Consider the following 16,228-nt stretch of genomic DNA (forward strand, 5'->3'; position numbering starts at 1 on the left):
AGTGAGCGTCAATTCACCTACCCACGGGTAGGTGACGCTCAAACCCGGCCATCAGGGGAGATGCTCACCAATGATCTTCAATAGGTCCTGCGCGCCGTAGGGCTTGTCGAGGAACGCGTCGCAGCCGGCGCTCATCGCCGCGGCCCGCTCGTGCGGCAGCACGCTCGCGGTCAGGGCGATCACCTGCGGGCGGTCCGGTTGGGCGCTGAGATCGGCGGCGAGGCTGAGCCCGTTGCCGTCGGGCAGGTTGACGTCCAGGAGGATCAGGTCGACGGCGTGCTCCGCGAGCGCGTCGCGGGCCACCTGGAGGCTGCCCGCCTCCACCAGCTCGATCCGGCGGATCGTGTCGTCGGTGGCACGGGCGAGGATCGCCCGGACCAGGACCCGGTTCAGCTCCTCGTCCTCGACCAGCAGGACCTTGCTCATGCCGTCACCTCCGCTGCGCCAGGCCTGCTCATGTCAGATCGCTCCGTTTCCGCGTGCGTCGGACAGTGTGCTGGCCACGGCGGCCAGGTCGACCCACTCGCGGACGCCGTCGGAAGCGGCGGCGCTGCGGGGCATGGTGCCGATGACCTTGCCGGTCAGGCGGACCCGGTCGGCGTCGGACAGGTCCGGCTCGGTCAGCGCCAGGACCGGGATCCCCCTGGTCGCCGGGTCGCCCTCGAGCCCGGCGAGGAGCGCGAAGCCGTCGACGTCGGCCATCTGCAGGTCGCAGATGATCAGGTCGAAGCGCCGGTCGCGGGACAGGCGCAGCCCTTCCGGGCCGTCGTCGCAGGTGACGACGTCGATGCCGCCGTCGCGGAGGTGCTGCTCGACGACGTGCCGGGTCTGGTCGTCGCGGTCGACCACCAGCACCGAGGCGCCCTCGGCGCCGGCCCCCTTCGCCGGGACGATGTGCCGGGCGAGCTGGGCGAGCAGCAGGTCGTGGTCGACGGGCTTGACGAAGAAGTCGGTGGCGCCGAGCGACAGCCCGGCCCTGCGGTCGTCGACGATCGTGGCGAAGAAGACGGGGATGTCGCGCAGCGCGTCCTCCTGCTTGAGCTCCCGGATCACGTCCCAGCCGTCGATGTCCGGCATGATCACGTCGAGCAGGATCGCGTCGGGCGTCCAGCTCCGCGCCGCGACCAGGCCCTCGCTGCCGCCGGGCGCGACCCGCACCCGGTATCCGGCGGCGCTGAGGTAGGTGCGCAGCAGCTCGGCCGCCCGGGCGTCGTCGTCGATGATCAGCACCCGGCCGCGCACGGAGCTCGCGCTGACGCTCCGGTCCGCGAGCGGTTCGTCGGTCGCGGCGTCGGGGATCTCGGCGGTGGCGTCCGGGAGCCGTACGGTGAAGCGGCTGCCCTCGCCGAGCGCGGACTGCAGCGCGATCGAGCCGCCGTGCGCCTCGACCAGCCGCCGGGTCAGCGCGAGGCCGAGCCCGGTGCCGGCCTTCCGCTGGGCGGCGTCGCCGACCTGCTGGAACTCCTCGAAGACGCGGCCGTGGTCCGCCGCGGCGATGCCGACCCCGCTGTCGGCGACGGTCAGCGCGACCTCGCCGGCGCCCTGCGCGGCGGTCAGCGAGATCCGGCCGCCCTCGGGCGTGAACTTGATCGCGTTGGACAGCAGGTTGTCCAGGATCTGCCGGAACCGGAGCGGGTCGACAAGGACCCCGACCCGCGGCACGTCGATCGTCACCTCGAGGCGCTTGCGGTCGGTGAGCGGCCGCAGGCCGGTGATCACGTCGTTGACCGCGGCGTCGAGGGCGAGCGGCTCCGGGTGCAGCTCCATCCGCCCGGCCTCGACCTTCGCCAGGTCGAGGATGTCGTTGATGAGGCAGAGCAGGTGCCGGCCGCTGTTGTGGATGTGGTCGACCCACTCGGCGGGCACGGCGCGCCGGTCGCCGTCGGGGTGCTCGGCGCGCATCAGGTCGCTGAAGCCGATGATCGCGTTCAGCGGGGTGCGCAGCTCGTGGCTCATGCCGGCGAGGAAGTCGCTCTTGGCCTGGCTGGCGTACGTGAGCGCGTCCACGGACTCGGCCAGCTGCTCGGCGAGGCGGCGCTGCTCGGCGACGATGGTGCTGCGCTCCGCCAGGACCTGGGCCTGGCCGCCGAGCACCGCCGCGAGGCGCAGGTCGTCGACGGTGAACAGGGCGCGGTAGTGGTCGAGCAGCAGCACGGCGCCGCGCTCGCCCTGCGCCAGCGGCAGCTCGAGCGCGGTGACGTACTGGGCGCCGGTGGTCTGCGCGTACCAGGCGGCCAGCTCGCTCTTGTCTCCCCTGGCCGGCTGCCTGGCGGTCAGGAGCGCCTGCAGGTCGGCGGCGGTCAGCTCGGGCATCGGCTCGTGCGGCACGCTGGCGCCGGAGCGGCAGACGGCGGCGACCTGCTCCAGGCGGTCGTCGGGGGCGGTGCGGACCAGCACGACGGCGTCGGCGCCGGTCGTCTCGTGCACCACCTGGACGTAGCGGCGCCACACCTGGCCGGTGCTGACGGCGGCCGGCAGCCGCTGGAGGTCCTCGGTCGCCTCGTACCAGACGGTGGCCGACATCATCCGGCGCAGCCACGCGGGCGGTATGAACGCGACCAGGTAGCCGATCGCGGACACCAGCGCCACGACCCGGCCGGCGGGCGCCAGCCAGCTGGTCGTGCCCGGGTACAGCACGGCGCCGGTGAACAGCATCAGCATCATCAGCACGAACAGGTAGGTGGCGGCCCCGGCGAGCCGCAGCCTGGCCCGGGCCGCGCCGGAGCGCCGCTGGGCGCCCAGCAGCAGGTACGTGCCGGCGATCACCTCGGTGACGGTGAACGCGCCGGAGGCCAGCAGCAGGTAGCCGAGGTTGAGCGGCCGGGGCGCGACCGCGACGGCGGCGATGCTGGCGAGCAGCGCGACCAGCAGGACGCGGCTGAGCCAGGCCGGCACGTGCCGCAGCTTGGCGGTGAGCCGCAGCGTCAGGTACGGCTGCAGCATCAGCAGCGCGGTCGAGGCGGCGCTCGCGGCAAGCGGCAGCGGGCTCACCAGGACCTGGCGGGCCATCGCGGTGGCGCACACCACCACCGGGGGCAGGAAGATCAGCGTGATGTCCCGCTGGATCGGATCCCGGGTGGCGGCGTACCCCACAAGTGCACGCAAGAACACCGCTACTACGAGCAGTGTTGTGACTAGAGTTACCATTCGACTACGCCCCGTAACAGTAGAACGGGACTCACTCTAGCCAGGGGGACGGATGGGCGCGACGGAACCGGCCGACGAGCTCGCCCTGTTGCGGGCCGAGATCGCCGACGGGGCCCACGACCTTTCCAACGCGCTGGGCGCCATCCTCAACTATGTGGCGTTCCTGTCCGAGGACCTCGCCGCCGACTCCGCCGCCGCGGACTACCTGCCGCACCTGCAGAGCGCGGCGCACCGGGCCCTCGGGGTCGTCGAGCGGCTGAGCGCCAGCGGCGCCCGCCACTAGCGCCACCTTCTCCGTTACCGGCGCTCGGTCAGGCTCTCGCGGTGGTCGTTACCGGCGCTCGGTCAGGCTCTTGCAGTGGTCGTTACCGGCGCTCGGTCAGGCTCTCGCGGTGGTCGTTACCGGCGCTCGGTCAGGCTCTTGCAGTGGACGCAGAGGGTCGCCGACGGGAAGGCCGTCAGGCGGGCGACCGGGATGTCCTCGGCGCAGCGCTCGCACCGGCCGTACGTGCCATCCGCGAGCCGCTCCAGCGCCCGCTCCACCTGGTCCATCCGGCCGCGGATCGACAGCGCGAGGGCGAGCTCCTGGTCCCGGCTGAACGCCTTGGTGCCCAGGTCGGCGACGTCGTCACCGGCGTCGACCACACCCGCGAGGGTCATCTCGGCGACCGCCTCGGCATACTCGTCGGCGAGCTCCTGATGACGCGCCGACAGCGCGGCACGCAGGTCCGAAGAGCGCTGCGCGCCACCGGCGACCGTCATTTCTGGCTGGACGAGCATTACGGGCCCCCCTGGAGTTCGATTGGGTTTCGGTTTGCCCATCGCAGACCTGCCGCAAACCTGTCACCTGCCCGACTCGCGGCGCCGTGTCACTGTTCAACGGGGGCGTGAGCGGGCACCATGAGGTACGTGTTCACGGTCGACCCCGACGACCTCGTCGCGCCCGGCGCGGACGCGGTCAGCGTCGAGGTGCCCGCCGGCGAGGCGCGTCAGGCCCGCCGGGTGATCACGCGCGCGCTGCACGTGTGGGACCTGCCCCACCTCACCCGCGCCGCGGTGATGGTCGGGCATGAGCTGGTCGCCAACGCGCTGCGGCACGGCATCCCGCCGGCCGCGCTGCGCCTGCTGCGCCGCGACGGCGCGGTGCTCATCGAGGTGGGCGACGCGAGCCCCGCCCTGCCACGGATCACCGAGATCGACAACGAGACCAGCACCTCGGGGCGGGGCATGTTCATCGTGTCGCGGCTGGCCCATTCGTGGGGCGTCCGCCCGCAACCGATCGGCAAGATCGTCTGGGCCGAGCTGATCTAGGCCGGCTTCCTTCCCGTTCATCAGCGCTGGTGGTCGTTGTACTCGTTTGTCAGCGCTGATGCCCGTTGTTCAGGCGGCCTGCTTCTCGCCCGCTCGTCGATCAGGCGGCCTGCTTCTCGTCCCTGATCGGCAGGATCTGGTCCAGACCGGTGATCTCCAGGGTCATGGACACGTCGTCGTTGGGGTTGGCGACGATCAAGGTCGCGCCCGCCTGCTGTGCCCGCCGCCAGCAGCCGACCAGCGTCCCCAGCCCGCTCGAGTCGATGAAGGCGAGCTCGGTCAGGTCGATGACCAGCTCCGTCACGCCTGCGTCCAGCTGCTTGACCACCTCGGTGAGCAGCTTCGGTGCGGTGTCCAGATCCAGGTCACCCACCGTGTCGAGTCGTGCCCGCTGCCCCTCGCGGCGCACCGACAGCTCCCAGACTGTCTCGTCGTTGACCACGTTGCGCTGTGTCCTTTCGCGAACCGAGCTACGGATCGGCTACTGATCGCTGGTCAACAGTGTGTGGTACCCATTGGGCGGACTTCAAACGCTCACACCGTTTGACCCGGTCCGGGGTACGACGCAGACTCGAACCCATGACCAGCGACCTGGGCTTCGTGGGGCGTGCCCCGGACGCGCTGGACGACGCTGCCATGCTGGCCGTCGCCCAGCGGCGGGCACAGTTCCTCGCCGACGCCAGCCGCACCGTCTCCGGGTCGCTCAACCTGCCGCACACCGTCCGGCGCTCGCTGACCGCATGCGTGCCGCACCTCGCCGACTGGGCGCAGATCATGCTCATCGGTCGGGACGGGGCGTCGTACACCAGCCTCGTCGTCAACAAGACGGGCACCTCCTCCGCGGCCCGGCGCCATCCCGACGCCGACGGGGTCAACGGGCAGTCGAGGCTACTGGTCACCGGGCGGCCGGAGCTGCTGCACGTCTCGCTGGAGCAGGACCCGCTGGAGCCCGACGGCCTGCTCGCCCTCGTGCCCGACGAGCGGATGCGCGAGCAGGTCGCGGCGCTGCGCCCGGCCGACGTGCTGGGCCTGCCGCTGACCGCCCGCGGCACGACGTTCGGCACGCTGACGCTCGCCCGCCGCACCGGCTTCGGGTTCGTGGCCGAGGACATCTCCATCGCCGAAGAGCTGGCGGTCCGCATCGCGCTCGCGCTGGACGCCGCCCGCCGGTATGCCGAGCGCGCCGGCGTGGCCACCGTCCTGCAGGCCAGCCTCCGGCCGCCGGAGCTGCCGAAGCTGGAGGGCAGCGCGCTCGCCGCCCGCTACCGTGCCGCCTCCACCGACGCCGAGATCGGCGGCGACTTCTACGACGCGTGGGGCAGCCCCGACGACTGGTCGTTCGTCCTCGGCGACGTCTCCGGCAAGGGCGTCGAGGCGGCCGTGGTCACCGGCCAGGCCCGGCACACCGTCCGCGGCGCCTCCGCCGTCGACCGCGACCCCGCCGCGGTGCTCCGTGCCCTCAACACGATGCTCGACGGCACCGCCTCCGGCCGGTACGTGACCGCCGTCTACGGCCGGGTCCGCCGCCAGCCCTGCGGTGCCCTGCACGTGAAGGTCGCCTCCGCCGGCCACCCGCCGCCGCTGGCCGTCCGCGCCTCCGGCACGGTGGAGCCCGTCGCGGTGCGCGGCCTCGCGGCCGGCCTGGTCCCCGAGGTCGAGTACACGTCGGCGGAGGTCACCCTGTCACCCGGCGACACCCTCGTCCTCTACACCGACGGCGTCACCGAGGCCCGCCGCCACAGCGTCCGCGACGGCACGCGGCGCCTCGCCGAGCTGCTGTCGCAGTACGCGCAGGTGGGCGTCGACGCGCTGGTGGAGGCGATCGAGATCGCCGTCCTCGAAGGCTCCGACGGCATGCAACGCGACGACCTGGCGGTGCTGGCCCTGCGGGCGGCCGCCTCGTGACCGCTTTGCCCTTCGGGCCGTACTTCTCGTTCCTGGAGCGCCGGGACGCGGCGGGCGCCGTGGCGCACGCGCTCGCGCTGGTCGACGGCGGCGCCGACCCGGTCGACGTCCTGCTCGACGTCGTGGGCCGCGCGCAGGAGCAGGTCGGCCTGCGCTGGGCGGCCGGCTCGTGGACCGTCGCCCACGAGCACGCCGCGACCGCGATCAGCGAGTCCGTCGCCCTCGCCGTCGGCGCCCGCATCGCCGCTCCCGCCGACCCGCTCGGCCACGTGATCCTCACCTGCGCGGAGCGCGAGTGGCACGGCCTACCGGCCCGCCTGGTCGGGTACTGCCTGCAGGCGGCCGGCTGGCGCACCACCTTCCTCGGCGCGTCGATGCCGGCCCGCCAGTTCGCCCGCTTCCTCGACGACGTGGACGCCGACGCGGTCGCGATCAGCTGCTCCGTCGCCGCCTCCCTGCCCGCCGCCCGCCGCCTCATCGACGCCGCCCGCGAGGCGGGCCTGCCGGTCCTCGTCGGCGGCGGCGCCTTCGGACCGGACGACACGCGGGCCCGGGCGCTGGGCGCCTCCGGCTGGGCGAAGGACGCCCGCGCCGCCGCGGCGGTGCTCGACGGCCTCGTCGCCCGCGGGGACCTTCACAGCGCCGCCACGGACCGCGCCCGCCACGCCGGCGCCGACGAGCACGCCGAGATGGTCGTCCGCTTCGCCGAGTTCCGCGCCACCGCCCGCCGGAGCTGGCTCGAGTCCCCCCACTCCGGACCTCAGGACCCGGCCTCGCAGGACCCGGCCTCGCAGGACCCGGCCTCGCAGGACGGCGGCCTGTTCGACGACGCGATCGACCACGCCCTGCACGCCCTGTCGGCGGCGCTGCTCACCGACGACCCGAGGCTGCTCCGCGAGGCCAGCGACTGGCTGACGGCGCTCTTCGCCGCCCGGGGCGAACCCGCCGGCGCGATCCCGGGCTTGTGGCTCGCCCTGCACCGCACCGTCGGCGAACCCCTCCCCGAAGCCGCCCGCCACCTCAAGTCCCTATAGCTCTGAGCAGCAGAAACTACTATACGTACTGCCCTGAATGCGGGTTTGAAGGTCAATTTGCAGGCGTGGTGTAGGTTGCCAAGTAGGCGGTGAGGCACCAGCCCGAAGCGTGCCGGACCCGCGAACGTTCAGCGCAGGCTGCCCACCAACACGGTGCGGCCAGCCATCGACCAGCAGACCCCCACTGACCCCGGCCAACTCGCAGGCGCGCGTTACCGGCACCCGTCCGCGGACGCGTCCACTCGCCCGCGGACGCGCATTACCAGCGGTCGCTCGTAGCGCGTGTTCTCGGCGGACGTACGTAGCGCGCGTTACCGACGGACGTTCGTAGCGCACGATCATCGCGTCTTCGTCGCCGGTGCTGGCGGGGTTACCGGCGGGCGTGCATAGCCAGGGGCGCGTGCGTCACGCAGCGGTTCGCGGCGCGGGTTACCAGGACGATTTGCGGCGCGGGTTACCAGGACGATTTGCGGGCGCGTGCCTCGTAGAGGAGGACTGAGGCGGAGACGGAGACGTTGAGGGAGTCGCCCGAGCCGAGCATGGGGACCGCGACGCGCTGGTAGCCGTGGCCGTACCACTCTTTGCCGATGCCGTAGCGTTCGCTGCCGACGACGAGGGCGGTGCGGCCCGAGTAGTTCGCCTGGCGGTAGTTGACCGCCTCGTCGGTGTCGGCGAGGAGGACCGTGAAGCGGTGGCGCTGGAGCCAGGCGACGGCGTCGGCGGTCTGCTCGAACTCGATCGTCGGCACGGTGAGGATCGTGCCCTGGCTGGCGCGGATGACCTTCGGGTGGGTCAGGCGGGTCTTGCGGTTGGTGAGCACCAGGCAGTCGGCCCCGCAGGCGTCCAGGGACCGGATCAGGGTGCCGAGGTTGCCGGGGATCTCGAGGCCGTCGGCGACCAGTACCAGCGACGTCTTGCCGAACCGGAGATCGTCGGCGTCCCAGCGGGGCAGGGCGGCCAGGGACAGCAGGCCGTCGGGCTTGTCGCGCTCGGAGATCTTCTCCAGGGTCCGCAGCGAGATCCGGAACGACCGGTCTGCCCGCGCGGCGATCTCCTCGGCGCGGCGGTGGGCCTCGTCGGCGTAGATCGCCTCGGGGCACCAGAAGAACGTGTCGATCGGCGCGCCGGCCTCCAGGAGCATGTTGTGCGCCCAGAGGCCCTCGGCGACGAAGAGCTTGTAGCGGTTGGGTGCGGTGTTGTTCTGGATGTGCTGCACCTGCCGCACGGCGGGGTGTTGGACCCCGATGGCCTGGAGTTCCATCACAACGTGACGGTAACGGACAGTTCCTCAGCGTCGGTGATGGCCCACGACCGGACGTTGCCGGCCGCGGTCAGGTCGGCCTTGACCTGCTCCAGGACGGCCGCGGGGCCGGCCACCGCCAGCAGCGCCACCTCGGCCCGCATGGACTGCTGAGCCGCCGACTTCGCCTTCCGCACCGCCGCCAGCACCGCCGTCGCGACCGACAAAGGGGAAATGTCGGAAATGTCGGCGGAGGGATGATTTGGAAAGGAAGAGGAGGGGCCGCTAGCCGCAGAGGAGGGCCCGCCGCCAGCCGCGGAGGCAGGTTCGCCGCCAGTGGCGGAAGTGCCGGTCGGCCAAGAGGCGCGGTGGATGGAGCCGGGCTGCCACCAGGACCAGATCTCCTCCGTCACGAACGGCAGGAACGGGGCGAACAGCCGCAGCAGGGTCGACAGCGCCGTGGTCAGAGCGGTCCGGGCGGAGTCGGCGGCGGGAAGCTCGCCGTAGGCGCGGGACTTGACCAGCTCCAGGTAGTCGTCGCAGAAGGACCAGAAGAACTGTTCGGTGCGTTCGAGGGCGCGCGCGTAGTCGTACACCTCGAAGGCCGCCGTCGCCTCGGTCACCACGGTGGACAGGGCGGCCAGCAGGGCCTGGTCCACGGGCTCGGTGACGGCTCCGCTGGTGGGCACGGGGAAGCCGAGCACGAAGCGGCTCGCGTTGAGGAGCTTCGTGGCCAGGCGGCGGCCGATCTTCATCTGGTTCACGTCGAGCGCCGTGTCGACGCCCGGGCGGGCGCTGGCCGCCCAGTAGCGCAGGGCGTCGGCGCCGTGCCGTTCGAGCATGGCTTCCGGGGAGTCGCCGGCGTTGTCCTTGGACTTGCCGATCTTCTTGCGGTCGGGGTCGACGATCCAGCCGGCGATCGACGCCCGCTTCCACGGCAGCACGTCGTGCTCCACGTGGGCGCGCAGCACGGTCGAGAAGAGCCAGGTCCGGATGATCTCGTGGGCCTGGGGGCGCAGGTCCATGGGGAAGACCCGGGTGAAGAGGTCGGGGTCGTCGAGCCAGCCGCCGATGATCTGCGGGGTCAGCGAGGACGTCGCCCAGGTGTCCATGACGTCGGGGTCGCCGATGAACCCGCCGGGCCGGCCGCGCTGCGACTCGTCGTAGCCGGGTGGCGTGTCGCTGCTCGGGTCCATCGGCAGCGCCGAAGGCACGATGGGGTCGTCGTGGACGGGGTGGGCGTCGTCGTCGAGGCGGTACCAGAGCGGGATCGGCACGCCGAAGAAGCGTTGCCGGCTGATCACCCAGTCGCCGGTGAGGCCTTCGACCCAGTGTTCGTAGCGGGAGCGCATGTGGGCCGGGGTCCACTGCAGCTCGCGGCCCCGGGCGAGCAGCGCGGCGCGGAGTTCTGGCGAGCGGCCGCCGTTGCGGATGTACCACTGGCGGGTGCCGACGATCTCGAGGGGTTTCTCGCCCTTCTCGTAGAACTTCACCGCGTGGGTGATCGGCCGTGGCTCGCCTTCGAGCATGCCGTCGGCGCGCAGTGCCGCGACGATCTTCTCCCGGGCCTGGTTGACGGTGAGGCCGGCGACGAGTGCGTACTGGTCCTCGTCGACGCCGGGCGGCGGTTGCAGGCCGAGCCGGCCGTTGCGCTGGATGACGGTGCGGGTCGGCAGGTCGAGCTCCCGCCACCAGGTCACGTCGGTGAGGTCGCCGAAGGTGCACACCATCACGAGGCCGGTGCCCTTCGCGGGGTCGGCCAGGGGGTGGGCGAGCAGCGGCACGTCGACGTGGAACAGGGGCGTGCGCACGGTCGTGCCGAAGTGCGGCTGGAACCGCTCGTCGGAGGGGTGCGCGACCAGGGCCACGCAGGCGGGCAGCAGCTCGGGCCGGGTCGTGTCGACGGTGAAGTCGCCGAAGCGGATCCGGTGGTAGGCGCCGGGGCGTTCGCGGTCTTCGAGCTCGGCCTGCGCGACCGCCGTGCCGAACGTGACGTCCCAGAGGGTCGGGCCGTCGACGGCGTACGCGTCGCCGCGGGCGAGGCTGTTGAGGAATCCCTGCTGGGCGGCGGTCCGGGCCCGGTCGCCGATCGTCGTGTAGAGCAGGGTCCAGTCGACGGACAGGCCGAGGTTGCGCCACAGCTGCTCGTAGGCCTGCTCGTCGACCTCCGTCTGGCGTTTGCAGAGGTCGATGAAGTTCCGCCGGCTGATCTTCTGGGGCGGGCCGCCGGGGGTCTTCGTGATGACGAGGTGTTCGTCGTACGGCAGGGCGGGGTCGCACTGCACCCCGTACGTGAGCTGCACCCGCCGCTCGGTGGGCAGGCCGTTGTCGTCCCACCCCATCGGGTAGAACACGTCCCGGCCGCGCATGCGCTGGTAGCGGGCGATCGCGTCGGTCTGCGTGTAGGAGAAGACGTGGCCGATGTGCAGTGCCCCGCTCACCGTCGGCGGCGGCGTGTCGATCGAGAACACGCTGTCGCGGGTGGCGGTCCGGTCGAATCGGTAGGTCCCTTCGGCGTCCCATACCTTTACCCAGCGCGCCTCGAGGCCATCGAGGGTCGGCTTGGCAGGTATGCGCGTCGAATCGGACATGTGCCCCATGCTAGAGCGGTGGATGCCGCGACACCCCTCAATAACCGCATCGCCGCCGGTCTGGTGTTCCTGACCAGCGGTGCCGTACTCGTCCTGGAGATCGTCGGGCTGCGGCTCGTCGGGCCGTACGTCGGTGTGACGCTGTCGAGCAGCACCGCGATCATCGGTGTGGCCCTGGCCGCGATCGCGTATGGCGCGTGGACCGGTGGCTGGCTCGCGGACCGGCGGGGCGACCCGCGCCGGCTGTTGTCGCCGTTGTTGCTGCTGGGCGCCGCCGCGACGGCCGCGACGCTGCCGATCGTCCGGGTGGCCGGTGCGTGGCTGCGCGACGCCGGGCCGTCGAGTGTGCTGCTGCTCGCGGCGATGGCCTTGTTCGTGCCGGCGGCGTTGCTGTCGGCGGTGACCCCGCTGGTGGTGAAGCTGCAGCTGGCCGATCTCGCGCACACCGGGAGGGTGGTGGGCCGGCTGTCCAGCGTCGGCACGCTCGGCGCGATCACGGCGACGTTCGCGACGGGGTTCGTGTTGGTGGCCACCGTGCCGACGAGCGTGATCCTGCTGGTCCTGGCGGGTGTGCTGGCGCTTGCCGGCTTCGGCTTCGGCGGGTACTGGCGGCGCACCGGCAACCTGTCGGCGGCCGCGGCGTTCGTCGTGATCGGCGTGCCGCTCGGCATCGTCACCCCTTCCCCGTGCGACGTGGAGACCGCGTACACGTGTGCCGCCGTCGGCGAGGACGGGGGTGAGGGGCGCGTCCTGTTCCTCAACGGTGCCCAGCACTCCTATGTGGATCTCGGCGACCCGAAGCATCTGGAGTACGCGTACACCCAGTGGATCGGGTCCTATGTGGACGGTCTGCCGGCGGGTCCGCTGGATGTGCTGCATGTGGGTGGTGGTGGGTTCACGCTGCCGCGGTACGTGGCCGCGACCCGTCCGGGCAGCGACAACCTCGTCCTGGAGCTGGATCCGGCGCTCGTCGAGCTCGACCGGCGGCGGCTCGGCCTGCGGACGGGTCCGCTGCTGCGGGTCGAGACCGGTGACGCCCGCGCGGGTCTGCGCCGCCAGCCGTCCGCGTCGCGTGACCTGGTCATCGGTGACGCGTTCGGCCATCTCGCGGTCCCGTGGCATCTCACGACCCGCGAGCTGGTCACCGACGTTCGGCGGGTGCTGCGTCCGGGTGGTGTCTACGCGCTCAACGTCATCGACGGTCCGGCCCGCCGCTTCGTCCGTGCCGAGGTCGCGACCATCGCCGCCGTGTTCCCGTTCGTGACCCTGGTGGCGCCGCGGCCCGCGTTGCGGGGCGAGACCGGCAGCAACTTCGTCGTGCTCGCTTCCACGTCGCCGGTACGGGCGATGCCGGACTCCCTGACCGGCGAGGAGCTTCGCGCGTTCGTCGGCGGAGCGCGGGTCCTGACCGACGACTACGCGCCGGTCGACCAGCTGCTCACCTGGGACTGAGCGGTTTCGGGTCCCGTCCGGTCAGGTGCCGTACGTCGTCGCTGACGGTCGCGAGCTCGCCGGCGGCGATCGCCTCGTAGGAGCTGACCCATCCGGCGACCTCGAACGCCGGCGCCCCGTAGTGCGCCCGCGACGCGTAGGCCTCTTCGACGGTCTCGGGGACGTAGGTGAGGCCGAGCCTGGCCGCGACCTCGTGCATGGTCAGCGCCTCGGGCCCGGTGAGCTCGTAGGTCCGTCCGTCGTGCCCGTCCTGGGTGAGTGCCGCGACGGCGCTCGCGGCGATGTCGTCGTAGGCGACGGCGGCGAGCCGGCCGTCGGCCGCGGGGCCGCGGATGACGCCGTCGGGGCCGGCGAGCATCGGCAGCATCTCCTGGTAGAGGTTGTCGCGCAGGAAGGTCCAGCGCAGGCCGGTCTGCCGGATGTGCTGCTCGGTGTGCCAGTGGTCCCGGCCGAACGTGAAGGTGCAGTCGGGTGCGGCGCCGGCGAACGACAGGTACACGATCCGCTGGACGCCGGCCGCGACGGCCGCGTCGACGGCGCTGCGGTGCTCGGCGACCCGGTCGCCCGACTCGCGCGCCGAGACCAGGAACAGCGTCCCGACCCCGTCGAGCGCCTGCCGCATCCGGCCGGTGTCGCCGTATTCGGCGTCCTTGCGGGTCAGCCGCCGCGCCTCAGGGACCCCCGCCGCGACTCGTCTGCCGACCTGCCCGGACGCCCCGGTCACCGCGATCACACACCCAGTATGCGCCGCCGCCCCGCCGTGATCCCGTGCGGTGCGGGATCATGGCGGGGCGGTGAGCCGGACGCGGGTAACAGCTACTTGGGCTGGGCGGCCTGGCCGCGCAGCGAGATGGCCTGGAGGAAGATGTCGCCGATCTTGGCCGGGTCGGGGGCGACGAAGGTGCCGCCGCCGACGGCGTCGGTGATCTGGCGCATGGCGCCCTCGCCGACCTTGTCGCCGATGCCGATGAGGATGACCTGGATGGGCTTGGCCGGGTCGGCGGTCGCCTTGAGCTCGGCGATCAGCTGCTCGAGGGAGAGGCCGCCGGCGGGGTCGTCGTTCTCGCCGTCGGTCATGACGATGAGGGAGTTGATCCGGCCCTGGTCCCAGCCGCTCTGCACGGCCTTGTAGCCGGCGAGGATGGTGTCGTAGAGGGCGGTGTCGCCGTTCTGCTTGGGGCGGATGCCCTGCAGCGCCTGGAGGCACTGGTTGCGCTGGCTGACCAGCGGGCCGATGGGGACGAGCTGCTTGTAGTCCTTGGCGCCGTCGAGCTGGGTGGAGAAGGTCCACACGCCGAGGGCCCAGGAGTCGTCGAAGAGCTGCATGCCGCGGCGGGCCGCCTCGAGGGTCACCGTCATGCGGTCGGCGCCGCCGGCGGTGGGGACCTTCGTGAGCATGGAGCCGGACACGTCGATGACGGCGAGCATGCGGGCCGGGAGGGTGATCGCCTGCCACTTGGTGAGCAGGCCTTCGATGGCGGCGGCGTCGGGGACCTGGCCGGCGGTGAGGGAGGTGGGTGCGCCGGTCGGGGTCTGGAAGCCCTTGCCGGCGACGCCGTCGGAGCCGCGGAGGCCGATCGCGCCGAGCCGGTCCCGGAACTGGTCGCCGCCGAGCACCTTGAGCAGCTGTTCGGCGGCGGCGGTGCGTTCCTTGCTGAGGATGACGAACGGGTAGTCGAGGGCGAGCGGCGCGGGCTCGGCGTAGATCGCGGCGAGGCGGACCGGCGGCTGCTGGGCGTTGTACTGGATGACGGCCTGCTCCGACAGCGGCGCGACGGTCAGGCCGGCGCTGAGTGCCTGCGGGTCGGAGCCGCGCGGGAACTTCTGCATGAGGTCGTCGCGCAGCGAGGACCGGCCGGCGGCGAGCGCGCGGAGGGCGGCGGTCGCGGTCTGCGTGGCCTGGGTCTGGTTGCCGCCGGCGGAGGCGGTCGCGGCGGCGGCGAGGGTCATCAGGCCGGCGAGGCCGGTCGAGTCGCGGCTGGGCTCGACGATGCCGAGCTTGACCTTCTGGTCGCCGGCGACCTTCCCGATCAGGTCGGTGTACTTGACTTTCGTCTGGGGCCAGCCGAAGGAGGTGGTCGCGATCGGCTCGGGGACGGCGACGACGATGGGGCTGCGGGCGATCGACTTGGCGTCGGCGGGGAGGCCGGCGGGGTTGACGGCGCGGAGGCGCTGAAGCCACAGGGACGAGTCGGGCACCCACACGTCGGGGATGCGGGTCTTGCCGTTGGCCTGGCCGACGCCGGTCAGCGACTTCTTCGAGGTGGCGGCGATCGCGGCGGCCACGTCGGCGGACGCGGCCTCGATGACCTCGACGTCGACGCAGCCGTCGCCGGTCTTGGCCTGCGCGGACCAGTCGGCGACCTGCTGCTTCAGCGCGGGTGCGATGTCAGAGGGTGCGCTGACCGTGAGCTTGGTGGACGCACCGCACGACGGCTGGGAGTACTTCCGGAACGCATACCAGCTGCCGGCGAGGACTACGAGCACGGCGACGGCGGCGGCGCCCATCTTGAGCGCTGCGCCTGACGACCCCGCTGAGCGGTGGCGACCTTTCACGGCTCTTATCCTCCGGACCGGCGGCCTCTGCGGCCTTGTACCTTCGGTTGGAAATCACTGACGGTACGCATCCCAACAAACGAACGCCCAATCTACAAGGCACCGAAGAATCGTAGTTATCCGAACACGGTTCGCAATCACGCCGAGACAAACCGCCGCAAGCAGGCATTCCGCTCGCACTTAAATCTGCCCTAATCGATCTTCAGCGTGCCCGGGCGGTCACGGAGTGTCACAACCAGCGGCCGGTGGTCGGAGAACGGCACCGCCGGGGCCGCCACCCGCAGGACCCGCGGGAGGCGCTCGATGCCGCGCCCGTCGGCCAGCACGTGGTCGAACTGCACGCGTGGCGCCGGTGCCGGGAAGGTCGGCAGGCGCGCGAGCCGGTGCCAGCCGGAGAAGAGCCGGGGCAGCCCGCCGGGGAGGTTGAGGTCGCCGAGGAGCACGCGCGGTGCCGGCAGCGGCCGCAGCGCCCCGCGGACCAGCTGGAGCTGCCGGACGTTCCAGCCGGGGACGAAGGACAGGTGGGTGGTGGCGACCGTCACACGCCCGGCGGGGGTTTCGAGCACCGCGGCGATCAGGACCCGCGGCTCGTCGTCGAGGAACAGCAGCTGGGGTCCGGCCAGCAGCGGTGAGCGCAGCGGGGCGGCCGGCAGGCGGGTCACCCGCCAATCGACCACCGGATACCGGCTCACCAGCGCGACGCCGTAGTGCGGGTCGGTCCCGTCCTGGTCGCCGTCGGTCGCCGTCCGGAAGCCCTCGCCGGGGGTGCCGACCACCGCCGGCACGAACATGACATGCCCCGCGCCCAACGCGTCGGCCGCGATCGCGGCGAGGTCGGCGTGGCCGCTGCGGTGCTGGCCCCGGTCGACCTCCTGGAGCCCGAGGACGTCGGTGTCCAGCGCGGCGATCGTTGCGTGGACGCGGCCGGCGTCGACCTGCCCGTCGGCGAGAGACCGCCCGTGCATGAGGTTGAACGTGCCCAGCCGCATGCC

The 16,228-nt window shown here is 72.2% G+C and carries 14 protein-coding genes; 5 read left to right on the forward strand and 9 right to left on the reverse strand.

Annotated features, from left to right (window positions below; genetic code table 11):
- Positions 1-51 precede the first annotated feature (51 nt).
- Both ABZ321_RS07610 and ABZ321_RS07615 read right to left on the reverse strand, forming a co-directional pair.
- Positions 52-426, reverse strand: coding sequence for a response regulator (locus ABZ321_RS07610; protein ID WP_354890027.1), 375 nt, complete (start codon positions 424-426; stop codon positions 52-54).
- A 33-nt stretch (positions 427-459) separates the two neighbouring features.
- Positions 460-3,105, reverse strand: a complete 2,646-nt coding sequence (locus tag ABZ321_RS07615) for a response regulator (protein ID WP_354890029.1) — start codon at positions 3,103-3,105, stop codon at positions 460-462.
- A 94-nt stretch (positions 3,106-3,199) separates the two neighbouring features.
- Between ABZ321_RS07615 and ABZ321_RS07620 the strand changes: the two genes are divergently transcribed.
- On the forward strand, positions 3,200-3,430 hold the full coding sequence (locus ABZ321_RS07620) for a hypothetical protein (RefSeq protein WP_344501026.1): 231 nt from the start codon (positions 3,200-3,202) through the stop codon (positions 3,428-3,430).
- Positions 3,431-3,546: 116 nt separating this feature from the next.
- On the opposite strand, the gene ABZ321_RS07625 is transcribed toward ABZ321_RS07620, so the two are convergent.
- Positions 3,547-3,909, reverse strand: a complete 363-nt coding sequence (locus ABZ321_RS07625; protein ID WP_354890031.1) for a TraR/DksA family transcriptional regulator — start codon at positions 3,907-3,909, stop codon at positions 3,547-3,549.
- 138 nt (positions 3,910-4,047) lie between these two features.
- Between ABZ321_RS07625 and ABZ321_RS07630 the strand changes: the two genes are divergently transcribed.
- Positions 4,048-4,458, forward strand: coding sequence for an ATP-binding protein (locus tag ABZ321_RS07630; RefSeq protein WP_354890033.1), 411 nt, complete (start codon positions 4,048-4,050; stop codon positions 4,456-4,458).
- Between the two features lie 100 nt (positions 4,459-4,558).
- On the opposite strand, the gene ABZ321_RS07635 is transcribed toward ABZ321_RS07630, so the two are convergent.
- Positions 4,559-4,900 (reverse strand): STAS domain-containing protein, encoded by a 342-nt coding sequence (locus ABZ321_RS07635; protein ID WP_344501020.1) that lies wholly within the window; start codon positions 4,898-4,900, stop codon positions 4,559-4,561.
- 137 nt (positions 4,901-5,037) lie between these two features.
- Between ABZ321_RS07635 and ABZ321_RS07640 the strand changes: the two genes are divergently transcribed.
- Together ABZ321_RS07640 and ABZ321_RS07645 are read left to right on the forward strand one after the other, a co-directional pair.
- Positions 5,038-6,363, forward strand: coding sequence for a GAF domain-containing SpoIIE family protein phosphatase (locus ABZ321_RS07640; RefSeq protein ID WP_354890035.1), 1,326 nt, complete (start codon positions 5,038-5,040; stop codon positions 6,361-6,363).
- The gene (locus ABZ321_RS07645) at positions 6,360-7,397 is read left to right on the forward strand and encodes a cobalamin-dependent protein (protein ID WP_354890037.1); all 1,038 of its coding nucleotides are present in this window, start codon (positions 6,360-6,362) and stop codon (positions 7,395-7,397) included. The genes ABZ321_RS07640 and ABZ321_RS07645 overlap by 4 nt, the downstream gene beginning before the upstream one ends.
- Positions 7,398-7,851: 454 nt before the next feature.
- On the opposite strand, the gene ABZ321_RS07650 is transcribed toward ABZ321_RS07645, so the two are convergent.
- Positions 7,852-8,658 carry a TrmH family RNA methyltransferase gene (locus ABZ321_RS07650; protein ID WP_354890039.1) on the reverse strand — a complete coding sequence of 269 codons (807 nt, stop codon included), beginning with the start codon at positions 8,656-8,658 and terminating at the stop codon, positions 7,852-7,854.
- Positions 8,658-11,228, reverse strand: coding sequence for a valine--tRNA ligase (gene valS, locus ABZ321_RS07655; protein WP_354890041.1), 2,571 nt, complete (start codon positions 11,226-11,228; stop codon positions 8,658-8,660). Before valS ends, ABZ321_RS07650 begins: the two co-directional genes overlap by 1 nt.
- Between valS and ABZ321_RS07660 the strand changes: the two genes are divergently transcribed.
- A complete protein-coding gene (locus tag ABZ321_RS07660; RefSeq protein WP_354890216.1) occupies positions 11,220-12,680 on the forward strand; it encodes a fused MFS/spermidine synthase in 1,461 nt (486 codons plus the stop codon). The genes valS and ABZ321_RS07660 overlap by 9 nt on opposite strands.
- Here the strand turns inward: ABZ321_RS07660 and ABZ321_RS07665 are convergent.
- The 3 genes from ABZ321_RS07665 to ABZ321_RS07675 form a co-directional block, all read right to left on the reverse strand.
- Positions 12,667-13,413, reverse strand: a complete 747-nt coding sequence (locus ABZ321_RS07665; protein ID WP_344501010.1) for an NmrA family NAD(P)-binding protein — start codon at positions 13,411-13,413, stop codon at positions 12,667-12,669. The genes ABZ321_RS07660 and ABZ321_RS07665 overlap by 14 nt on opposite strands.
- Positions 13,414-13,496: 83 nt before the next feature.
- Positions 13,497-15,236 carry a VWA domain-containing protein gene (locus ABZ321_RS07670; RefSeq protein ID WP_354890043.1) on the reverse strand — a complete coding sequence of 580 codons (1,740 nt, stop codon included), beginning with the start codon at positions 15,234-15,236 and terminating at the stop codon, positions 13,497-13,499.
- A 191-nt stretch (positions 15,237-15,427) separates the two neighbouring features.
- A complete protein-coding gene (locus tag ABZ321_RS07675) occupies positions 15,428-16,225 on the reverse strand; it encodes an endonuclease/exonuclease/phosphatase family protein (protein ID WP_344501006.1) in 798 nt (265 codons plus the stop codon).
- Between the last annotated feature and the right edge of the window lie 3 nt (positions 16,226-16,228).

This window comes from Dactylosporangium sp. NPDC006015, assembly GCF_040614215.1.
Taxonomy (GTDB): domain Bacteria; phylum Actinomycetota; class Actinomycetes; order Mycobacteriales; family Micromonosporaceae; genus Dactylosporangium; species Dactylosporangium maewongense.